The sequence below is a fragment of the Bacillus sp. GbtcB14 genome, assembly GCF_019091205.1.
GTDB classification, from domain to species: domain Bacteria; phylum Bacillota; class Bacilli; order Bacillales; family Bacillaceae_G; genus Bacillus_A; species Bacillus_A cereus_AG.
Genome location: NZ_JAGXJT010000002.1, coordinates 285,856 through 306,498 on the forward strand (window position 1 = coordinate 285,856; position 20,643 = coordinate 306,498).

Here is a 20,643-nt window from a genome sequence, read left to right on the forward strand (position 1 = left end):
TTACTCATATTCGTAGATGGTAACACCTTTAACGACACGGTTCACTGTTCCTGTCGGTGAAGGTGTATCCGGTGTATTGCCTACTTTCACGGAAGCTAACAGTGAGACAGTCTGCCCAATCATGACAAAAGGTAATGCTAAGTATGCATCTGGTACAGACTGAGCCTCTCTGCCGAATACAAATCTGTTTCCAGCATAATTAGTTTCTCCATCAACCTCGATGGCACAAATATAACTGGCAACGTCGTCCTGCTGCATTTCTTTTAACATATCTAAATCATATTGACGTGTATACGGATGGTTAGAAACAAACACGAAAACTAATGATTTTTCGTTTACAAATGATTTTGGACCGTGCCTGAATCCTAACGGTGAATCAAATGCGGTAACAATTTTTCCAGCTGTCAGTTCTAATATTTTTAATTGTGATTCTTTCGCTAAGCCTTCTAAACTACCAGAACCTAAGTAAATAATTCGGTCAAAATCAAAATCTACTATCTCTTTGATGACGTCTTCTCTTTGAATGACACTTTCACCCATTTGATGAATTTTTTTCACTATCTTTGATTTTTCTTCGGCCGATATAGAATCAAAAACGAGTAATGCTGTTAACGCCATGCAAGTATAACTTCCTGTCATAGCAAATCCTTGATCATTCGATTTTTCAGGCATCAATAGCAATAAATTTTTTTCATTATTCACGGCCCGTTTGGCTAATTTACCGTCTTTCGCACAAGTAATCGTTATTTGATACAAATCCGTTACTATTTGCTCAGCTAATTGTACGGCAGCAACACTTTCCGGGCTGTTCCCGCTTCTTGCAAATGAAACGAGTAAGGTTGGATAATCCTTTTTGAAAAATTGGTAAGGATTCGAAACTAACGTGGTTGTCGGAATACTTAGTACTTCCCACTGTTGTTCATCGACTTTTTCTATTAAATAAGGGGTGACTGTATCACCAACATAGGCAGATGTTCCAGCGCCTGTAAAAATAACTCGAACCCGGCTGTGTTTCATTACTATTTTTTGCAAAAACTCTTCAATTCCCTCTCTTTTCTCCATATACAAAGCACAGGTTTCGGCCCATAAATCAGGCTGCCGTTTTATTTCCGCTGTTGTTATCGATGCACCTAACAAAACTAAGTTTTCTTGACTTAATGTAAACATATTTGTCCACTCCTCTACCTATTTGCCATCATGCTCTCCATAAAAGAAGACTGGTGCGCCCCATTACATACCTTCAAATACTCGTAATCCTGCACCAGTAACTCCATTATTTTGTGCCAATGTACTGATGCTCATCTGTTCCAAAAGATGTTGTTGCTCTGGAAGCTGATACCTTTTCAGCTTCGCTTTAATCAACTCTAGTAGAAATGGATTTTTCACAATGACACTGCCACCAAAAACCATTTTATGCGGATCTAATAAACAGGAAATCTTATAAAGACCTTGAGCTAAATAATCAGTTACCTCATTGATGATGGACTGATATTCTGGTACCCCATTTATATAACTAGCAAAAACATCCTTTGTTGAAATCGTATCTACCTGTAAGTCCCTTTCGGCTATTCTCTGAATCCCTGGCCCAGCAGCAATTTTTTCTAATCGTTCATTGCCCCCTCTCGTGAGGACGGGAATCAAACCTAGTTCTCCAGCAAATCCTGCCCCTCTAAAAAATGAGCCTTTATGAATAATAGAACAAGATATTCCCGTACTTATAGTCACGTAGACAAAGGTTTCATCCTCTTTTACATGTGCTGCTCTCCATTCCGCATAAGCCGCCATATAGACATCATTGTCAATCGTGATCCGCTGAATACCAAATTTCTCTTGCAAACGGACCGAAATAGGAAACTGCCTCCAAGGTAAATTGTTTTGAAAAACGGCAATTCCCTTCTCGAAATCCACTTTTCCCGGTACCCCAACACCAATTCCCTCGATATCCGCGATGGAAATCGATGATTTTCTGAGAACTTGCTCCACAGCTTCTACAACTTTACCAAACATTTTTTCTCGGTCTGAAGGATCACTTTTTATTTCCGCTCGTTCAAGCAGTTCGCCTGTGTCCGAAATGACTCCCGCTGCAATTTTCGTTCCCCCAATATCAATGCCGACTGCCTTTTTCATTTGTCCGCACCCCTAGGTTTATATTTGAAGTATTGAGTAATTTTCTATAATTGTTATCGTTGAACATATATGTGCGATTCCTTAATTAATTCACTTGCCCTGGTTGATTTATACGTATTTCCGATTGTAGTCATACAGTAGCCCTAAGAGACCAGCTAATCCAATCAACATCATACCTAATTCGAATTTACCAGCTGTCTTTTGGTAGATGATAATTAAAGACAGGCATACGATAAACACAACAATTTTAATAATGAATACAATATTAGTCTTCATTTGAAAAATCCTCCCATCTGATTTCACTAGGTGCCAATACCACTTCTTTTTTGTTTCCTTGCCCGTCATATACAACTGTCTTTTGTTCGATCATCGAGTTGTTAACAATCGCCATTTTTTGAATAGATGGATATGCATGGACTTCACAATAAATGTTGCTCGCATGATACTTTTGAAATTCTCCTTCTTTATTAGCAGCATAGTATAACGCGCGCATCAGAAGACGTGTATTTTCTTCACTGTATGGCAGCCCTGCTATATAGACTGCTCTACCTTCTCCAAACGGATGACTTGAAAGATGAACTTCTCCATTTGAATATTCTATTATTTCGGTTTTATCTGATAACGCATAAATGTTTTTCATTCCTTCACCAAAATCAAATTGGGTGCTGTCAGTAGAAATAAAGTGATTTTCAACAGGATTAATAAAATATTTATCTGTTGATAAGCTAAATCCTAATTCTTTGTCAACACCTAAGACGTTCGCCAATTGAAAATAATGTCCTTCATGCTGATAGGCTGTCGGTTCGCCAATACCTATGAAACCTCCACCGTTATACATCCAGGCCCTAATTGTAGTGACTAACTTTTCATTAATCCAATTAGCCCCTCCTGAGAAAGCTGTGCCTACATCACCGGCATTAATGATAACGTCAATACCCTCAGGTATCCCCTCGTTAATGACATCATCAAAACTAATGAACGAAACTTCCACAGCAGCCCCGCTCAAAGATTCCAAAACACCTAAATAAGAATAAATTTGTTTATACCATAGAGCGTGAGCAACCATATGTGTTTGCCAAGTTCTCAACTTGCCCCAAGAATTCAAAATTGCAACTTTAAGACCGCTGTATGGTTGAACACCTTTAATTGTGTCATGAATTTCACGAAATTCCTCGGTAACTTTTTCAATATAGGAGATAAATTCCGGGAATTGATAAGCTAGACTTAAATAACCGCCATAGCCGATACGATCAACAGGGTTCCGTAATAACGCTCTGCGTGCCGTTAACCAGTTTTCATTCGCTTCAATCGTCGGGTTGTTACCTTCGTAAAAAGTGTCTGGGAAGAAATAAGGTAAGAAACGCCCTTCTGTGTAACGAACATGTGGTATATCTGCAATCATACGTAGTGTGGCTCCGCCGCCCACACTGCCTACAACTGCGTCCAATCCGATATTTTCAAAGTATTTCCCATATGGTTCTGTACCAATCCAGTTATCACCAAGGAACATCATTGCTTCTTTTCCACTTTCATGGACAATATCCACAAGTTTCTTTGCTTCTTCAGCAACGAACTTATGAACAAAATCTATATAATCTAAAAATGCGGTAGTTGGAATTCGAAACGCAGTATTATAATAACCTTGATCAACAATGTCCTCTGGTCTTAAGCGATAACCCTTTTCTTTTTGAAAAGCATCCAAAGCAGCAACTGAAACACTAGCACCATATCCGAACCAATCGACAAATTTCTCTTTACCAAGATTATTGAACACAAGGGTAAAATGATAGAAAAATGTTGTAAACCTGACCACATCTGTATCTTTATTTTCTGTCAGCCATTGTTTTAAATAGGTTTTCATAAATTCATTGGAATGTGGCCGCCTGACATCAAAAGGAATATCATGTGGCTTATCGCCCCAATTATTAGTAATATGATTGTACATTTGGGTTGGATCCCAAATCGCATAAACTAGGAATGAAACCGTATATTCATGCCAAGGAATCGCATTCGTAATCAAGACACGATTTTTTTCGTCGTTTACTTCCCAATCATTAGCGTCAACAATTTCTCCTGTCGTCCGATCGATAACCTCCCAGTATTTTTTAGGACTGTGAGTGTAATCCGGCTTTAATTGTTCCTCAAAGTAGCCCTTCATAAAATCAATTTCAAGGCTGTCAGTAAGCGCTGTATTGAATAAGCTCATTAAATAAAGCTGCTGGCATTCATCCATGTGCTTCTCTGCAAACTCATTGTGAGCTCGAGCAACAAAATAGGTCGTATAAATTTTCGCATCCAATTGTTTAATATCATCGTCTAGTTTCGTTCCATCACTATCGCGAATCGCATCCGCACCCCATCGTTCCATCAATTCTTTTGTTTCCTTAAGAAAATTTTCTTCACTCGGTAAAGTAACGCGGCCTTTTTTCTTTTTCATGTAAATCCTCCTCTAATCCTTTAAACCACCAAGGGACATTCCTTGTGTTAATTTTTTTTGAACAATGATATATAAAATCAAAGTTGGCAGCATGACAAGAACCATACCTGCATACATTTGACCATAGTTCGCAGCAGATTTCTGAGCTGCCATCAAGTTCATTAACCCAACAGGTAACGTTTTATTCGGTCCCGGGATTAATGTTAAGGCAATAATATATTCGTTCCAAAAGGCAAGAAAATTAAATAAAATAACGGCAATAATACTTGGACGAGCTATCGGAATCATGACTGAAATCATTGTTTTGAAATATCCTGCACCATCGACCAACGCCGCTTCCTCATACGTAGATGGAAGTGATTGAAAAAAACTAGACAGCAAGTAAATGGTAAATGGTAATGCCGTCGCCGCATATACCACAGCTAAAATAAATAAATTGTCTAGTAAAAATCCATCACCCAGTTGGCCTCGTAAAAAGGTATCCCCGTCCAATAACATCAAGAAAATTGGAACAACAATGTAGTTCACATTGATGAATAATCCAGCTTTAAAAAAAGTATTTATTAACTTGCTTCCTCTAAAGGTATACCTTGCCAACACATAGGCTGCTGGTAAGGCCACAATCAATAAAATGAGCAGAGCCAACGCAGTTACCATGACTGAATTCAACATATAGGTACCCATGTTTGCTTTTTGGAAAGCATCGATAAAGTTTTGAAAATAGAAACTTTTCGGCATGGCCCAAGGACTTCCATAAAACTCCGAGTTTTTCTTCACTGAGGCTAAGAAAACCCATGCAACAGGAATAATAATAGAAATTGCTAACGTAATCAGTGCTACATATATAAAACAACGATATATCACTTCTGTAGTCATACCTTTTTTGGGCTTAACTATTTTTGGGGCTTTATAAGCTGCTTCTACAATCATTTCTTTTTCGGTTTCCATCATTTTCGGATCTCGATAAGCTGTTTCTGTAGTCATTCTTTTTTGTGTTTCCATCGTTTTGGACCTCCTTAATACTCCAACACTTCCCTTTTAGTGACACCGCTTATAATTGCAGATAATGCGAATGAGAACAGGAAAATTACCACCCCAATTGCCATACCGTAACCGTAAGAAGAATTCGTGTAAGCCTGCTTATACATGTAGCTTAAAAACACTTCCGTCGATCCGTCAGGTCCCCCGCCAGTCATCGCTTGAACGAGTAGAAAGCTTAAATTAATCGTACTAATAACGAAGAAAGTTAAAGTCGTCCGAATGTTATTCCAAATTAACGGTAACGTAATACTGAAAAATTGTCTGACCCGTCCAGCACCTTCCAAAGCAGATGCTTCATAAAAACTTTCCGGAATACTTGCCATTGCCGCCATATACATGACCATATAATAACCAATCGCTTGCCAAATGAGTGCCCCGCCAATGCTATAAATGGCAATCTTTTGATTACCGAGCCACATCTTTTGAAGATTTTCAAGGTTAAATAAAGCAAGTATATTATTTAACAATCCTGTAGTCGGATCATAAATTGCAGAAAATATTCCCGCGATAACTACAACGGATAAAATATTAGGGAGATAAAAAATAATTTGAAAGAAACTTTTACCTTTTATTTTTTCTCTCGTTAACAAAGTGGCAAACAAGATCGCCATCACCATCGTGATAAGTGTAACAATAACAATTAATACGATACTGTTTTGAAGAGATCGAAAGAAATTCATATCATTCCATAAAATCTTGAAGTTTTCTAATCCAACAAATACCTTATTATTAGAAAATCCTCCCCACTTATATAAGGACATCCTGAATACCTCAATTGTAGGAACAATCATAAAAATGGCTAATAGTAGTAGTGCCGGTGCAGTGCAAACAAAAATAAAAATTCTTTTTTCTGTTGTCTTATTCATGCCATCACCTCAGTTAATAAGTACAACGGTGAGACTAGCTGCTCACCATTGTACGTAGTGAAAACTAATTTATTTTAATGCAGATCGTAATTGGTCACTTACTTTTTCAACAGAGCTTTGCCAATCTTTCACCTTTTTATCACCAGAAATAACACTGTCAATCGTTCTAAATAATGTATCTGGCATACTTACACCTTCAACGGCTTTCGTTGCAGCAAAGCCACCTATTCCCACTTTCACTCCATTATCATAGATACTATAGAATGATTTATTTTCACCTGTCAGTTTATTAGAAAGGCCTTTTATAGGCTGAATCGCACTCGATTCAGCAAAAATTTCAGCTGCCTTATCCGAGTAAACAAACGTCATGAAATCTTTAGCAAGTTGTTTATTTTTAGCTGCCGAAGGAATCCACATTTGTTCAAAGAAAGTAAATGCATAACGGTCGCTATTAGCATCAATTGTTGGTAAAGGCATCATGCCCCATTCAAACCCTTTAGATCGAGGAGCTTCTTTCATTTCACCAACTACCCATGTACCATTTGGCATAAACAAAGCTTTGTTATCGAGAACCAATTGTTGATTTTTCTTGTAGTCTTTATCATTTGCATTCGCAACAGTAGTTGGTTCTGTATATTTTCCTAATTTTCCGATAATTTCAAACGATTTCGTTGCTTCAGAACTTTCCCAAACACCATCTGTATATTTCATAGCTTTATTAAACAACTCAGGTCCACCCACCCCTAGTAATAAAGAGTAGAAGAATGTATCAAAGTAGCCTGTTGTAGGATAAGTAAATAATGAAATTCCTTCTGCTTTCGCTTTATCTCCCAAAGCCCACATCTCATCCCAAGTCTTCGGCACTTCCCAACCTTTTTCTTTTAATAAGCTAGCATTATAGAATAATCCAGTTGGACTATAGAACATCGGTGCCATATAAATTTTGCCGTCATTATAAGGATTAGTCGCAGGTGTACCAGTAAGCCCCGGTACTAACTTATCTTTGACTTTAACATCTTCACCATAAACATTTTTATCAAAAACATCAGTAATGTCTTCTAATGCTTTATCTTTAATTAAAGTTTCTGTTAGTGCCTGTTTTCTCCCAGTTGCCAACAACACAACATCCGGATACTTTCCTGCTTTCATATTTGAGCCTATGACATCCTCAAGATTTTTGTCCACTGTCAATTTAACATCAACTTTTGGATTAGCAGCTTCATATGCGTCAATTACTTTGCTCCACATCTCTTTACCATAAGCCGATTCAAGTGTTGCCACATGAAGGGTTTGTTTTTCACTGGAGCCTTTTCCACCCTTAGAGTCATCAACTTTTGTAGTATTACCTTGGCAAGCTATTAAACTAAGAGATAACAAAGCCGTCATTCCAGACAACAAAAACTTTTTTTTCATATCTATCTTACCCCCATCTCCTAATCTTCCTTTCATAATGAAAGCATACAAAATAGATAACGCTTTCACAATAAACATCTTGTTCTGTTTTTTAGATATCTTGCTTTTTACTGAATATCCCACTAAAATCTTTATAAAATAGATAAAAAGTCTACGAAGGAGGGATTCATTTGTCCAATGAAGTATATGAGATTCCACAATTTCAACGAAACCATCTTTCAGTAAAACTTCTTTATATAACAAAATCAAAATACGATAAAGATTGGCATAGCACCATTCATGCGCATCACTTTACAGAGCTATTATATATTACCAAGGGCAAAGGAACTTTTATCTTTTACAAAGAAGAGATTCCCGTCCAAGAGCACAATTTGATTATCATCAATCCAAATATCGAGCACACAGAAAAGTCTGATACGAATCACCCACTCGAATACATCGCACTTGGTATTCAAGGTCTGTCCTTTTCATCCATAGAAAATCCTAGTCCAGTCACCATTCATAACTATAAACAGGATCAAAAAAACTTCCTCTTCTACCTTCAGCAATTGGTCGAGGAAGTGGAAAACCATCAGGAAGATTATGATTTAATTATACAAAATATTCTGGAAATATTACTACTTAAAATGATGAGAAAAAAATCTTTTAATGTAGAGAAAACATCTACTCAAAAAATCAATAAAGATATTGAATTTATTAAAAACTATATTAAGCAGCATTTTCACGAAAATATTAGCCTGGATACATTAGCTCGAATTAGTCATATAAACAAATATTACCTATCCCATTCTTTCAGGAAATTCGTCGGCGTTTCGCCTATTGAATACTTAATTCAAACTCGTATTAGAGAAAGTAAAATATTATTAGAAACTACCAATTATTCGATTTCTAATATTTCAACTATTACCGGGTTTTCTTCCCAATCATTCTTTGCACAATCATTTAAACGAGAAACGAATCTATCTCCTTCACAATACAGAAGCGCTATAAATTCTAGCAAAAATATACCAGATTCTAGTGCGAAAATTTAGGGATAATTACAATGAATCTATACTTATTTAAAATATTGTTACTATTATTTTAGAAAGGGTAGTGTTCCTATGATTCAACAATTAAAAACATATTATGGTGAGGATATCAAAATCAATGAAGTTGTTCTATCTGAGGATTATAGCTGGTTTGTAGTTGAAGGAAACAAAGTTGGGATTCGAAAAACTCGATTACATCAAAAGGAACATCAATTGCTTTCATTCATCTTAACGCCCATTCATACTGATACATTTTATGAAACAAAGAAAGAAAAATCGTGGTATGAAGTATTATATAAAAATAAGAACATCCCTATAGTATTTGTTCGTTTTTTACACTTCTTCACAACGCATCCTATAGTAGAAAGAGAAGAATTTCAATACGCTTTACAGTCTATGTTTCCTGTCACCACTACAACAATATGGGAAACTTCGCAAACCGGCGTGCTCGTCTTAGAAGAAAATGTACCAGAATCTGTATTGCAAGCAGCCCTTGATACACTAGAAACAGATTTTTTTATATCCCTATCCTTTTTTATGGGAAGACACTATACGCAAACAAATGACATTGCTCAACTATATCAATGGGAGCGAAATTTATTTTCTCTGCTTTCTCCCTATTTATCGCAAAAAATTACATACATTGAACAACTACTTCCTTATCAATTAATGATCTCATTACCGAAAGAAGTAAAAGAAAAATACACGAATCAATTATTAGCACACCTTTCTAATAACAAAGAACTAATAGATAGTGTTAAAGTATTCTTCCAATGTAATTTAAATGTATCACTTGCAGCTAAACAATTATATTTACATCGTAATACTTTACAATATCGAATTGATAAATTTATTGAAAAGACAGGAATTAATATAAAAACTTTTGAAGGTGCAGTAGCAGTTTATATGGCGTTTCTTTCTTTAGATATCTCGTGAAACTCTCATGAAAGGCGTTACAATATTCATTTTTTCATACCATCATCGTTTTATAGTCTCTCTTGCGTGACTCGGACACTCTTTTAACATATTTTTTTCTGAAAAAGTAATACTTTCATCCCATATCTATAGATGAACTTAAGTCCTACAGATGCTTTCTCGTATCTTAAATCTGTAAACTTGCATAAAAGCCTCCCATTCTTTTGTGCACAGTGCCAATTTACTTACGCTTCTAATGATCTTATAATTCAATCAATTAATCAATAAGGAGTGAATATGTATGGCCGAACTTGTATTAGATCATATTTTTAAAGTGTATGATAATAAAACCACTGCTGTTTCTGACTTTCATTTACATATTGAAGATAAAGAGTTTATCGTATTTGTCGGTCCTTCTGGATGCGGAAAATCAACAACTCTACGCATGATCGCAGGTCTAGAAGACATTTCCGATGGTTCGTTTTATATTGATGGAGAGCGTATGAATAATGTCGCTCCAAAAGATCGCAACATTGCGATGGTATTTCAGAATTACGCATTATACCCGCATATGACTGTTTATGACAATATCGCGTTTGGCTTAAAACTACGCAAACTTCCAAAAGATGCAATTAATCGCCGAGTAACGGAGGCAGCGCAAATATTAGGGCTTGAAGATTACTTACAACGAAAACCAAAAGCATTATCAGGTGGACAACGCCAACGGGTTGCACTAGGAAGAGCTATCGTCCGTGACGCAAAAGTATTTTTAATGGACGAGCCTCTATCGAATTTAGACGCAAAATTACGCGTCAGTATGCGTTCAGAAATCTCCAAACTTCACCACCGTTTAAATACGACCACTATATATGTAACGCATGATCAAACAGAAGCCATGACAATGGCATCACGCCTTGTTGTTATGAAAGATGGGCTCATCCAGCAAGTCGGTACTCCAAAAGAAGTATATGATACTCCGGAAAACATATTTGTTGGTGGATTCATTGGTTCTCCAGCTATGAATTTTTTTACTGGGACATTACAAGAAAACTATTTTCACATGGAAAATAATCGCTTCAAAGTACCAGATGGCCAACTAAAAACATTAAAGAATCAAGGGTATAATGGACAAAAAATCATACTTGGCATTCGTCCTGAAGACATTCATGATGAACCAATCGTTCTTCAATCTTCTCCTGAATCCACAGTCGAAATTACAGTAGAAGTCGCTGAATTATTAGGTGCTGAAACGATGATTCATGGAAAACTTTCGAATCAAAACTTTATTGCACGAATTAACGCTCGTTCCGAGATTAAAGCTAACGATACACTTCCATTAGCTTTTAGTTTAGCGAAAGCACACTTTTTCGATATCTCCACCGAACAACGTATTCGTAATAATTAATGGATGAATTTTCTCTAATTTTGAACAAACTGGCCCAGTAAAACAAACTCTTCTTTTTAATTATATGCATAGCTTCTACTTCAGAAAAAACAGATATATCTGTATCCAACAATTCGTGAAAAAGAATGAAATACTAGATTCCCAAGTACATGTGACAGAACCATACGAAAAAACATCTCATATTCATATGAGATGTTTTTTCGTATTTACTATTCTTTTAATAAATCTATTAATCCATTCCCTTCAGATGTACGTTCATACCCTAAAGGTACAGTTCTTTTAATAAGTTGTGCATATATTTCTGGCTCTGATAACTTTCTACCATATTCCCTCTCACACTGCTTAATGAGTAATGCGAGCGCTCCAGCAACATGCGGTGTCGCCATAGAAGTTCCACTTAATACCGCATATTTCCCTTCAGGATACGTAGATAATATTTCCTCGCCTGGCGCCACTAAATCAATTTCTTGATTCGAATTACTAAAACATGCGATTTTCCGTTCTAAATTGACAGCACCGACTTCAATTACTTCTGCGTACGCACCTGGGAAATCTAGTTCCTCCGTGTTATCATTACAATCTCCATTATTCCCAGCAGCACATACGACGAGAACATCTTGCTTTACCGCGTTTTGAATTGCTTCATGTAATTCCGGAACGTCTTGCGGGCCACCAAGTGACATTGAAATGACTCTAACTCTTTCTTTATTAGGCCCTCTCCAATTTACAGCATAATGAATCGCCTCAATAATTTGCTCATAACTTCCAGAACCATCTCCCGCTAAAACCTTTAATACTAACATTTTAGCAAGTGGTGCGACTCCTAAAACACCGACACCATTTTCAGTCGCTGCAATTGTCCCCGCTACATGAGTACCGTGTCCGTTATTATCAAGATAAATATTTGTATCCCCTTCGTAATCTTTCGTGAAATTTCTTCCGCCGATAATGCGATCCTTTAAATCTATATGATTCACATCACAGCCTGTATCTAATACGGCAACAACAATATCTTTTCCTTTCGCACTCTTCTCCCATACTTGTGGAGCATGAATGAGTTGTACACCTGGTGGAATTTCATTTACTTGTTCAACCACCTTATCTACTGTAAAAGGAATCAATTGTATACCTTTTTGTTTATTCGCTGTACTACTATTCATCGTAATCCCTCCTGAAAATATATTATTTTCATTTCAGACCACTTTTGAAAAGGTTTAAATGTAACATTCGTTTTATTCGTTTCGTTTTCCTTCCTTAAAAATATTTCTCAATATAGCTTACTAATTTTATACTACTCTTTTTATTTATCTCGTAATTTTTATTCACCAAAAATTCAATTGGTACAACCAATAACCAAAATAAAAGGACCAATTTAATGGTCCTTTCATAGTTTTTAAAGAATGATATGAAATTTTAAAAATAAAATAAATTAAGACTAAGCCTCACTCTTATTTAAAAACTTCTCTATTTCTTTTATTAAATGTTTCGCTCCATCTATACTAACAGTAATGTTTCCATTTGCTAATGATATGTTTTGATCTGAAACATCACCTGTTATTTGACAAGCATTGTAAGGTTGATATTTTTGTAAAATGATTTTTTCTTCTTCTACGAAAATTTCAAGTGGTGATTTGATTTGTATTCCTAATACTTCTCGTAACTCTTTAGGAATAACAATTCGTCCTAATTCGTCTACTTTTCGAATAATTCCTGTTGCTTTCATATTACTCCCCCCTTACTTATTAATATTTTTTCCACCTCGCTCTTTCCATTTTATCACTTTTTGGTAATACTTGTCTCTTTTTAGAAAATTTTGTACTCAAGTTAAAATAAAACAATTAACGCATACGTAATCTCTCTTTCAATTGTTTTAAATAACGAGATCGTATCAGTAAGAAATATACAACTTGAATTCCTAAGAAAATACTTAATACAATTGCATTTTCTTTAAATAGTGAGTACTCAAACATCTGTCCCAGTGCCGTTAACGCTACTGCTCCATGTAACGTTGCAACACCTATTGGAACGAAGAATAACAGTGCCAATCTGATTGTAACCACTTTCGATAATTCCCCACTCGTTAAGCCGACTTTTCGAATCATCTCAAACAAACGAGTATCATCCTCCAAATCTGAAAACAAGCGGAAGTAAAGGAAGCTTCCTGCACATACGAAAAATACTATACCAATAAAGAAACCTACAAATAAAATTGGTCCTGCGATTTGTAAACTTTGGTTTTGTTCGTACTCTTCTGCACGAAACGTTGCGTGTTCTTCATAAGGCTTCATCTGATTAGTAAGTTCTTTACCAACCTCAATTTCATCTTTCGTTCCTTCCGTTTTGTATACATAATCTTCTTCCTCTTTAAATCCATCTTGTAATGCATCATACTGATTTTTAGAGATTACATAAACGTTTCCTCTTAGTATTTTGCTTAATGAAGAAGTATTAACTTTTTTCACTTTTAAAGGTTCATTCATATTTGGTAACGTAATTTCATTTCTTTCTTTCATCGGAGGTCCTGGTATATCGACTGACAAAAATAAAGCGTCTTTATTTGATACCGCATGAAAGGGTTCTCCTGTTAACTTTGCATATCCCTTATAGTCTGATTCTTTTATAAAGGTGGCGCTTCTTAACGACTGCTCCTCTGTTTTCTTCGTCGAAATTTTAGTTTTTGAAGCTGCTATATTATATTTCTTTAATCCTTCGTCAATCATTTGTATATGCTGTGATTCAATATTATTCCCTTGCTTAGATTGGTAGTGAAATGCAATTGGTCTCTCCATAATCTCCTTTGTCATTGATGTAAAGCCAACTAATGTACCTATTGCAGAAAACGCCACAGTTGAAATAATGGTTACAATAAAGAACATTCTGGCGTTGTCTCTCATGCGGTAAGCTAAATCTGATAACGTAATAATATTTGTCTGTGTCCAATAGAAACGTTTACTTTTTTTACATAGTCTAATAATAAAGACACTTAACTGCTTGTACAGCAAATACGTACCAATAATGACTACCGTTGTAACAGGAATCATCATAATAAATACCATTGCACCATGTGACATCAGCGCCCCTGCATATCCCGCACTAAGTAATATGACTGCTAATATAGAAGAAATAATAGACGCTTTCGGTTCTGGCTTCGCTTCTGCTGATCCTCTAAACAATTTCATAATTTTATTTTTTCGAATCATTCCTGCACTAAACAATGAAATGATCATAAATAACACGAAAAACATAATACTTGTTACAACAATGGCTTTCATTGGTATGTAATAAGCTAAAGAAATATCTAATTTTAATATCATCGGAGCTACAAATATTAATATGCCAGAAAACAACATTCCTGCAAGAATCCCAAAAATAATTGCCCCTATCCCAATCATAATATTTTCAAAGAAGATCAGACGCTTTAATTGATATTTCGTCATACCTAACATCATTAAAATTCCTAATTCACGCTTTCTCGTTTTTAAAAACATTCCCATCGAATATAAAATAAAGAAAAATGTAAATAAGTAAATAATGGACTGTGCAAAAGACATACTTACGAACACGTATTGCCCCAGTTCTCCAGCACTTAATGCCGGATGAAACGCAAAAAATGAATACACAAAAAAGGCCATAATGGCAAATGCACTACTTAAAAAATATGCTGAGTATGTTCGTCTATTTCGTGTTACATTCCGGTATGCGAGTTCTCTAATGTTCATATTACTTCTCCGCCCTTCTACTAACTATGTTTTTATATTAGTAAAATACGGAAATACCTTCCATCGATTCAAATGACAAAAACCTTACATTATTGAAAGGTTTCAAAAAAATTGCTTATATGAAACAGTTTCATTATAATGACTACATTCATATTCATACACGCATCCTATTGTATATTCGTTAGTTTTGCGAAATAATAAAGGATAGAAGTATGTACCAATATACATATAAACTTATTTACCGTTTTAATATGAATAGGAGGAAACATAATGACATTACAAGAACAGATTATGAAAGCATTACATGTTCAACCTGTAATTGATCCGAAAGCAGAAATCCGTAAACGTGTTGATTTCTTAAAAGATTATGTAAAAAAAACAGGTGCAAAAGGATTTGTACTTGGCATTAGTGGCGGACAAGACTCTACATTAGCTGGACGTTTAGCTCAGCTTGCAGTCGAGGAAATTCGTAATGAAGGTGGTAACGCAACGTTTATCGCCGTGCGCCTTCCTTATAAAGTGCAAAAAGACGAAGATGATGCACAATTAGCATTACAATTTATTCAAGCTGATCAATCTGTTGCATTTGATATCGCTTCAACAGTTGACTCTTTCTCAAACCAATACGAAAACTTATTAGGTGAATCATTAACAGATTTCAATAAAGGTAACGTGAAAGCACGTATCCGAATGGTTACACAATATGCAATTGGTGGACAAAAAGGTCTACTTGTTATCGGAACAGATCACGCGGCAGAAGCTGTAACAGGATTCTTTACAAAATTCGGAGATGGTGGTGCAGACCTATTACCATTAACCGGATTGACGAAACGCCAAGGACGCGCTCTATTACAAGAATTAGGTGCGGACGAGCGACTTTACTTAAAAATGCCAACAGCTGATTTATTAGATGAAAAACCAGGTCAAGCTGATGAAACAGAGTTAGGTATTTCGTATGATCAACTAGATGACTATTTAGAAGGTAAAGCAGTTCCAGCTGACGTTGCAGAAAAAATTGAAAAACGTTACGCAGTGAGCGAGCATAAAAGACAAGTACCAGCGTCTATGTTTGATGATTGGTGGAAATAAATTACATAAAAAAGAAGCTAATCTCATTAGCTTCTTTTTTATGTTAACGATATATTCCTACTCTTTTCTCTAGTAAGTCCTGTAAACAATCCTCATGTTGTTGATTAAACAATGGTGGCATTTTGCTTAACGGGAAAAACTTCAAATCCAACGTTTCATCACCGTCTACTTTTTGCTCTCCTCCGGCAATCGAGCATGAAAAGAATATTAAAATGGACTGGGCTTTGTCTCCATTTGGATACGCTTGAAAATATTTTGTATACACCCCGATAAGTTCATTTATTTCTACATCATAGCCTGTTTCTTCTTTTATTTCTCGAATCGCTGTTTCAGCGGCAGATTCTCCAATTTCCATTGCACCGCCAGGGAATCCCCAAGCATTAAAATCACCTCTTTTTTGCAGTAATACTTCTCCATATTCATTCAACACACAACCACCCGCAAAGTTTATGAGAACACAGTCGTGCCCTACTTTTTCACGTAATTCTTTTATATAATTAGCCATCCTCTTCCCCTTTTCATACATCTTCAATCATTATTTCTTATCTTTTTCAAGCAATTCAATCATTCGGTCTAGCTTCTTATTCATATTAATTACATGTTGTTTTTTTGCAGCGCTGTTTTGCAATAACCTTCTAACAAACAAAGTAAATGATAGGAAAAACAAAACGATAAGTCCGATTACTAAACAAGTATATATCAATGTAAAAATATTACTTTCGAACAAATCCATTCAGATTCCACATCCTTCCTTTTTATATTTTATCACACAATTCTGTTTTTTAAAGCGATACATAAGAAAAAGAGCACCTTTCCAAGATGCTCTTCTTAATTAATAAGTAAATGTAATTGCCGCTAATGAATAATCTGCCATCGCGCTATAAGGTGCTACTTCATAAGATACACGTTTTGCACCTTTTGGCCAATTTATTTCATTTAACACTTTCTTTATATCTTGCATTGTTCCATCCATAGACTGCTTATATCGTACTTCTACCTTTTCTGGCTTAGTAGCAAATTGTTGCTGTAATTTTTTCTTAAATTCACTGTAATTGTCTGCCCCGTATTGTGCAGACAAATATTTTAAATTTGTTTCTTTCAACATTTGTTTGTATGCAGTAGTTTTTGAACTACCCGCTTCTATTTTGTTTGTTAATTCACCATAGTAACTTGTAGTTGCTGCCGGATATTTACTACGATCCCAGTCGTGATCTTTACTTAATTGCTCGTCAGACATATTATAATATGAATACGTTACGCGCCCAGCTTTATCTGGTACTGGATCATCGAATGTCGTATCAAGATGATACCATTTGTTTTCAATGTTTACTATATTCCATGCGTGAGCTTGTCCATTTCCTGTACCTGTTACAATATGGTTTTGGATACCCGCTTCTTTTAGCAATTCATATGTTAATAACGTATATCCTTGGCAAACGGCAGAACGATTCGCTAATGCTTCATATGCTGTATACGCTTTATAAGACGTATCATAAGATACATGTTTTACAACGTAATCATGAATAGCTTTTACTTTCTCATGCTCATCCATTCCAGGTTTTACAATTGAACCGATAATTGCTTTTACCTGAGATTTCACATAATTTGTTTGCTCTTTTGATTCACGGTATTTCACTTCCAATGTAAACGTATAGTTTCCTGGTAACCCTTTAATAGAATATTTAGTAGAGGCTACATTATATTTTACATACTCATCTGCATCTACAATTTTATTAAACTCGCCATACAATTGGTCCATAACATTTCTAGCATTTCTATCTTTTGTTTTATATGTGATTGTAATATTTTCTTCTCGATTATCAACCTGTTTTTTTAATTCTTTTCGGAAATTATTTAATAGCTTTGCATCTGATTGCGTTGTCGCTACAGACGGATTCGTAGCTGCATAAGATACCGTTGACGCGTGTAAGCCTCCCATTACTATAGTTGAACAAAGCAGGGTAGCTGTCACATACTTACTTGTCTTTCCCATCTCGTCACTCCTTATATTCTATAACTATACGAAAAAAGTATCGTATAGTTTCAGAGTATACAATACTTTTTCGTATAGGTCATATGAGATTATGCATATTTAACATTGTAAAAAGGTTGTTCTTTTTACAAGAACAACCTTCTTCATTAACAAGTTTGTAATACACAACATGTATTTTCAAAACGTCGATTTTTTAAGTCTTCATTTCCAATACAGAAATAAAGCATTCCTAAATCTCCCCACATCATATTACAATTTTTAGTATCTGAATCAATTTGGAATAAAAGCGTCATTTGTTGCGGGTTTATGTCCATATATTGTGCAGTCTCGTGCAATACCTCATCTTGTACAGAGAATGGCTCACCAAACATTTGATGGTTATCGTAATTGTCTGGGATTAGTTCTTCAAGCAATTGTAAGAATTGATCTGAATCAGCCTCATCTTCAATGAAAAGCTCTGGCAATTTATATGTCAGTTCAAAAGTAGCTGCACACTGGTTATAATTCGTTTCGAATTCATCTGCTCTTCGTAATTGCTCTACAGAAACATCATAATAAAGTACACGTCCCGCTTCAGTTGGTTTCACATCTTCTTCAAAGTAATTTTCAATGCTAAAGAAATATAACATCCCTGTCTTTGGAAGATTGTGATTCATACTAACATTTTGTAAATCATTTAAGTTAAATTGAGCGATAAACTGTAACGGATTTCCTTTGTGCGTTGGGTATTCAAATGCAGCTGGTAAATCAGGAACTCCTCCCATTTTCGAACTACCTATCGCAACTGTTTCCTCCTGCTTTGGTACGACTTTTATACAAGGAAATACAATATTAATAAGTTCCTCTTTTAAATGCGTCAGCCCATATTTATCAATTAATACTTCAATTTGGTTATTCATAAATTCTCCTTATATTTACATATTTATTTGTATCATCGCACAAAAATTATACTCCATTCTTTGTAAAAACAACAAGCCTCCAAAAAAACGGGCTCTTCCTCCATACGCGAACAAGTTTAAAAAAGCATAGTATACATTGTTCCTACAAACACGATAGTTCATTATTTCTTCCAGTACATTTTCCCCTCGTTCATTTCTATTTTTAATTTAAGGAGGAATTCCACATGGGTTACGGATATAGTTGCGGCGGTTACGGTTACGGCGGCAGTTGTGGTGGATGTGGTTATGGAGGTTTCGCTTTATTAATCGTTTTATTTATCCTTCTAATCATCATCGGAGCTAGCTGTTGGGGCGGCTTTGTAGGCTGCTAGTAAATTTTAAAAACTATTGTAAAAAAGCACGTACAATACGTGCTTTTTTGCCATTTTCAAATCTTTTATTCGAAAGGAAGTATGATTGATGAAGATTGATGGTGTTTTTGAAGGAGGCGGTGTACGCGGAATTGCGCATGTAGGGGCAATTTGCGCGTTAGCTGAAAAAGGCTACGAATGGGAGCGTGTAGCTGGAACATCAGCTGGTTCCATTATCGCTGCACTCCTAGCAGCAGGATATTCTTGTTCAGAGTTAAAAACAATTATAACTGATATTGATTATAATAAATTTACGAAGAAAACCTTTATTGACAGAATCCCGTTTATCGGCAAAGGATTAAGTGCATGGACTACTCTTGGTATTTACTCTAATATTTTTATAGAAGAATGGATTGAAGAATTACTTCGAAAAAAAGGAGTACACTTATTTACAGATTTACCTGATTTAAATAAGCTTAAAATTATCGCTTCTGATATAAGTAATGGTAAAATGGTTGTCTTCCCCGATGATTTGCCGAACTACGGATTTTTAAATTATCGCTTCTCTATTGCTAAAGCTGTAAGAATGAGTACTACAATCCCCTTCTTCTTTGAACCTGTAAAATGGAGAACCCCTAAATGGAAGAAACCTTGTTATATGGTTGATGGAGGGATTTTAAGTAATTATCCTATTTGGATTTTCGACTCACCTACCTCTCCTCGCTGGCCGACTTTTGGGTTTCATTTCGTAAAAGATGAGATTCAAGCTGATCCTGCCCACTATAACGAGCCTATCTCCATGTTTAAAGGACTATTTAAAACAATGATGCAAGCCCACGATTTACGTCATTTAGACAAGGAATCAAAAACAAGGACAATTACAATTCCAACAGGGTCCATTACTAGTACAAACTTTGAGTTAACAAAGGAAGAAAAAGAGTGGCTTTACAATTCTGGTTATAACGCCGCAAATAAATTTTTACAATCTTGGAACTTCAGACAATATATTGATGCATATAGAAATGGAAATCAGGACCGAACAACAAATCGGTATTTCCGTCAACTTGACTCATAAAACTATTACTTTTCATATGAGAACACGTAACGCTTTCAAAAAAAATAAGCCTAGTAATATCATATATTACTAGGCTTATTTACTTCCTACATAATTATTATACGTTGCTTAAGGGTACGTTAACCCTTCCGCTTCCTCGGCAGTAATAACGGTGTATCGATTTCCTGTTCTCAATCCTAACAATTCTGCTTTTTCAATTGCATCCTGCTTCGTCTCCGCATAAGCAGCTAAATATTTTTTCCCATCAATAATTTGGCAAATTACATATTGTTTCATTACTTTCTCC

Annotated in this window: 21 protein-coding genes; 6 read left to right on the forward strand and 15 right to left on the reverse strand. The window is 35.6% G+C overall.

Annotated elements, in window-relative coordinates; translation table 11 throughout:
• From KVT31_RS06465 to KVT31_RS06495, 7 genes are all read right to left on the reverse strand, one after another.
• Complete coding sequence (locus tag KVT31_RS06465; RefSeq protein WP_088096106.1) at positions 1–1,167, reverse strand: SIS domain-containing protein; 1,167 nt, start codon at positions 1,165–1,167, stop codon at positions 1–3.
• A 63-nt stretch (positions 1,168–1,230) separates the two neighbouring features.
• On the reverse strand, positions 1,231–2,127 hold the full coding sequence (locus tag KVT31_RS06470) for an ROK family protein (protein ID WP_088096105.1): 897 nt from the start codon (positions 2,125–2,127) through the stop codon (positions 1,231–1,233).
• A 108-nt stretch (positions 2,128–2,235) separates the two neighbouring features.
• A complete protein-coding gene (locus KVT31_RS06475) occupies positions 2,236–2,403 on the reverse strand; it encodes a DUF6903 family protein (protein ID WP_170930131.1) in 168 nt (55 codons plus the stop codon).
• On the reverse strand, positions 2,393–4,564 hold the full coding sequence (gene gnpA, locus KVT31_RS06480) for a 1,3-beta-galactosyl-N-acetylhexosamine phosphorylase (RefSeq protein ID WP_088096104.1): 2,172 nt from the start codon (positions 4,562–4,564) through the stop codon (positions 2,393–2,395). Before gnpA ends, KVT31_RS06475 begins: the two co-directional genes overlap by 11 nt.
• Before the next feature lie 12 nt (positions 4,565–4,576).
• A complete protein-coding gene (locus KVT31_RS06485; protein WP_088096103.1) occupies positions 4,577–5,566 on the reverse strand; it encodes a carbohydrate ABC transporter permease in 990 nt (329 codons plus the stop codon).
• A 14-nt stretch (positions 5,567–5,580) separates the two neighbouring features.
• Positions 5,581–6,471 (reverse strand): carbohydrate ABC transporter permease, encoded by an 891-nt coding sequence (locus KVT31_RS06490; protein WP_088096102.1) that lies wholly within the window; start codon positions 6,469–6,471, stop codon positions 5,581–5,583.
• A gap of 69 nt (positions 6,472–6,540) precedes the next feature.
• Positions 6,541–7,884, reverse strand: a complete 1,344-nt coding sequence (locus tag KVT31_RS06495; RefSeq protein ID WP_088096218.1) for a carbohydrate ABC transporter substrate-binding protein — start codon at positions 7,882–7,884, stop codon at positions 6,541–6,543.
• A gap of 170 nt (positions 7,885–8,054) precedes the next feature.
• Here KVT31_RS06495 and KVT31_RS06500 point away from each other — a divergent pair, with 170 nt between their 5' ends.
• The 3 genes from KVT31_RS06500 (at position 8,055) to KVT31_RS06510 (ending at position 11,232) form a co-directional block, all read left to right on the forward strand.
• On the forward strand, positions 8,055–8,915 hold the full coding sequence (locus KVT31_RS06500) for an AraC family transcriptional regulator (RefSeq protein ID WP_088096101.1): 861 nt from the start codon (positions 8,055–8,057) through the stop codon (positions 8,913–8,915).
• Positions 8,916–8,984: 69 nt separating this feature from the next.
• Complete coding sequence (locus KVT31_RS06505; protein WP_088096100.1) at positions 8,985–9,848, forward strand: PucR family transcriptional regulator; 864 nt, start codon at positions 8,985–8,987, stop codon at positions 9,846–9,848.
• 280 nt (positions 9,849–10,128) lie between these two features.
• On the forward strand, positions 10,129–11,232 hold the full coding sequence (locus KVT31_RS06510) for an ABC transporter ATP-binding protein (protein WP_088096099.1): 1,104 nt from the start codon (positions 10,129–10,131) through the stop codon (positions 11,230–11,232).
• A gap of 209 nt (positions 11,233–11,441) precedes the next feature.
• Here KVT31_RS06510 and KVT31_RS06515 read toward each other — a convergent pair whose 3' ends face one another.
• The 3 genes from KVT31_RS06515 to KVT31_RS06525 form a co-directional block, all read right to left on the reverse strand.
• Positions 11,442–12,392 (reverse strand): serine protease, encoded by a 951-nt coding sequence (locus KVT31_RS06515; RefSeq protein WP_088096098.1) that lies wholly within the window; start codon positions 12,390–12,392, stop codon positions 11,442–11,444.
• A 275-nt stretch (positions 12,393–12,667) separates the two neighbouring features.
• Positions 12,668–12,955, reverse strand: coding sequence for an AbrB/MazE/SpoVT family DNA-binding domain-containing protein (locus tag KVT31_RS06520; RefSeq protein ID WP_000648284.1), 288 nt, complete (start codon positions 12,953–12,955; stop codon positions 12,668–12,670).
• 115 nt (positions 12,956–13,070) lie between these two features.
• Positions 13,071–14,951 carry an ABC transporter permease gene (locus tag KVT31_RS06525; protein WP_088096097.1) on the reverse strand — a complete coding sequence of 627 codons (1,881 nt, stop codon included), beginning with the start codon at positions 14,949–14,951 and terminating at the stop codon, positions 13,071–13,073.
• Between the two features lie 270 nt (positions 14,952–15,221).
• On the opposite strand from KVT31_RS06525, the gene nadE reads away from it, so the two are divergent.
• The gene (gene nadE, locus KVT31_RS06530; protein ID WP_088096096.1) at positions 15,222–16,040 is read left to right on the forward strand and encodes an ammonia-dependent NAD(+) synthetase; all 819 of its coding nucleotides are present in this window, start codon (positions 15,222–15,224) and stop codon (positions 16,038–16,040) included.
• Between the two features lie 43 nt (positions 16,041–16,083).
• Here nadE and KVT31_RS06535 read toward each other — a convergent pair whose 3' ends face one another.
• From KVT31_RS06535 to KVT31_RS06550, 4 genes are all read right to left on the reverse strand, one after another.
• Complete coding sequence (locus KVT31_RS06535) at positions 16,084–16,545, reverse strand: NUDIX hydrolase (RefSeq protein ID WP_088096095.1); 462 nt, start codon at positions 16,543–16,545, stop codon at positions 16,084–16,086.
• 30 nt (positions 16,546–16,575) lie between these two features.
• Positions 16,576–16,773 (reverse strand): DUF4083 domain-containing protein, encoded by a 198-nt coding sequence (locus KVT31_RS06540; protein WP_087980271.1) that lies wholly within the window; start codon positions 16,771–16,773, stop codon positions 16,576–16,578.
• Positions 16,774–16,872: 99 nt separating this feature from the next.
• Positions 16,873–18,033: a transglutaminase domain-containing protein gene (locus KVT31_RS06545; protein ID WP_088096094.1), complete on the reverse strand. Its 1,161-nt coding sequence runs from the start codon at positions 18,031–18,033 to the stop codon at positions 16,873–16,875.
• A gap of 146 nt (positions 18,034–18,179) precedes the next feature.
• A complete protein-coding gene (locus KVT31_RS06550; RefSeq protein WP_088096093.1) occupies positions 18,180–18,932 on the reverse strand; it encodes a YwqG family protein in 753 nt (250 codons plus the stop codon).
• A gap of 224 nt (positions 18,933–19,156) precedes the next feature.
• On the opposite strand from KVT31_RS06550, the gene KVT31_RS06555 reads away from it, so the two are divergent.
• Complete coding sequence (locus KVT31_RS06555; RefSeq protein ID WP_000540425.1) at positions 19,157–19,303, forward strand: YjcZ family sporulation protein; 147 nt, start codon at positions 19,157–19,159, stop codon at positions 19,301–19,303.
• An 88-nt stretch (positions 19,304–19,391) separates the two neighbouring features.
• On the forward strand, positions 19,392–20,357 hold the full coding sequence (locus KVT31_RS06560; protein WP_088096092.1) for a patatin-like phospholipase family protein: 966 nt from the start codon (positions 19,392–19,394) through the stop codon (positions 20,355–20,357).
• Between the two features lie 108 nt (positions 20,358–20,465).
• Here the strand turns inward: KVT31_RS06560 and KVT31_RS06565 are convergent, their stop codons facing one another.
• Complete coding sequence (locus tag KVT31_RS06565) at positions 20,466–20,633, reverse strand: DUF3933 family protein (protein ID WP_088096091.1); 168 nt, start codon at positions 20,631–20,633, stop codon at positions 20,466–20,468.
• Positions 20,634–20,643: the final 10 nt, after the last annotated feature.

What these genes read in the sequence shown, in the direction of transcription:
- KVT31_RS06465 (WP_088096106.1), bottom strand. Translation starts at nt 1,167, where the DNA reads ATGTTTACATTAAGTCAAGAAAACTTAGTTTTGTTAGGTGCATCGATA.
- KVT31_RS06470 (WP_088096105.1), bottom strand. Translation starts at nt 2,127, where the DNA reads ATGAAAAAGGCAGTCGGCATTGATATTGGGGGAACGAAAATTGCAGCG.
- KVT31_RS06475 (WP_170930131.1), bottom strand. Translation starts at nt 2,403, where the DNA reads ATGAAGACTAATATTGTATTCATTATTAAAATTGTTGTGTTTATCGTA.
- gnpA (WP_088096104.1), bottom strand. Translation starts at nt 4,564, where the DNA reads ATGAAAAAGAAAAAAGGCCGCGTTACTTTACCGAGTGAAGAAAATTTT.
- KVT31_RS06485 (WP_088096103.1), bottom strand. Translation starts at nt 5,566, where the DNA reads ATGGAAACACAAAAAAGAATGACTACAGAAACAGCTTATCGAGATCCG.
- KVT31_RS06490 (WP_088096102.1), bottom strand. Translation starts at nt 6,471, where the DNA reads ATGAATAAGACAACAGAAAAAAGAATTTTTATTTTTGTTTGCACTGCA.
- KVT31_RS06495 (WP_088096218.1), bottom strand. Translation starts at nt 7,884, where the DNA reads ATGAAAAAAAAGTTTTTGTTGTCTGGAATGACGGCTTTGTTATCTCTT.
- KVT31_RS06505 (WP_088096100.1), top strand. Translation starts at nt 8,985, where the DNA reads ATGATTCAACAATTAAAAACATATTATGGTGAGGATATCAAAATCAAT.
- KVT31_RS06510 (WP_088096099.1), top strand. Translation starts at nt 10,129, where the DNA reads ATGGCCGAACTTGTATTAGATCATATTTTTAAAGTGTATGATAATAAA.
- KVT31_RS06515 (WP_088096098.1), bottom strand. Translation starts at nt 12,392, where the DNA reads ATGAATAGTAGTACAGCGAATAAACAAAAAGGTATACAATTGATTCCT.
- KVT31_RS06520 (WP_000648284.1), bottom strand. Translation starts at nt 12,955, where the DNA reads ATGAAAGCAACAGGAATTATTCGAAAAGTAGACGAATTAGGACGAATT.
- KVT31_RS06525 (WP_088096097.1), bottom strand. Translation starts at nt 14,951, where the DNA reads ATGAACATTAGAGAACTCGCATACCGGAATGTAACACGAAATAGACGA.
- nadE (WP_088096096.1), top strand. Translation starts at nt 15,222, where the DNA reads ATGACATTACAAGAACAGATTATGAAAGCATTACATGTTCAACCTGTA.
- KVT31_RS06535 (WP_088096095.1), bottom strand. Translation starts at nt 16,545, where the DNA reads ATGGCTAATTATATAAAAGAATTACGTGAAAAAGTAGGGCACGACTGT.
- KVT31_RS06540 (WP_087980271.1), bottom strand. Translation starts at nt 16,773, where the DNA reads ATGGATTTGTTCGAAAGTAATATTTTTACATTGATATATACTTGTTTA.
- KVT31_RS06545 (WP_088096094.1), bottom strand. Translation starts at nt 18,033, where the DNA reads ATGGGAAAGACAAGTAAGTATGTGACAGCTACCCTGCTTTGTTCAACT.
- KVT31_RS06550 (WP_088096093.1), bottom strand. Translation starts at nt 18,932, where the DNA reads ATGAATAACCAAATTGAAGTATTAATTGATAAATATGGGCTGACGCAT.
- KVT31_RS06555 (WP_000540425.1), top strand. Translation starts at nt 19,157, where the DNA reads ATGGGTTACGGATATAGTTGCGGCGGTTACGGTTACGGCGGCAGTTGT.
- KVT31_RS06560 (WP_088096092.1), top strand. Translation starts at nt 19,392, where the DNA reads ATGAAGATTGATGGTGTTTTTGAAGGAGGCGGTGTACGCGGAATTGCG.
- KVT31_RS06565 (WP_088096091.1), bottom strand. Translation starts at nt 20,633, where the DNA reads ATGAAACAATATGTAATTTGCCAAATTATTGATGGGAAAAAATATTTA.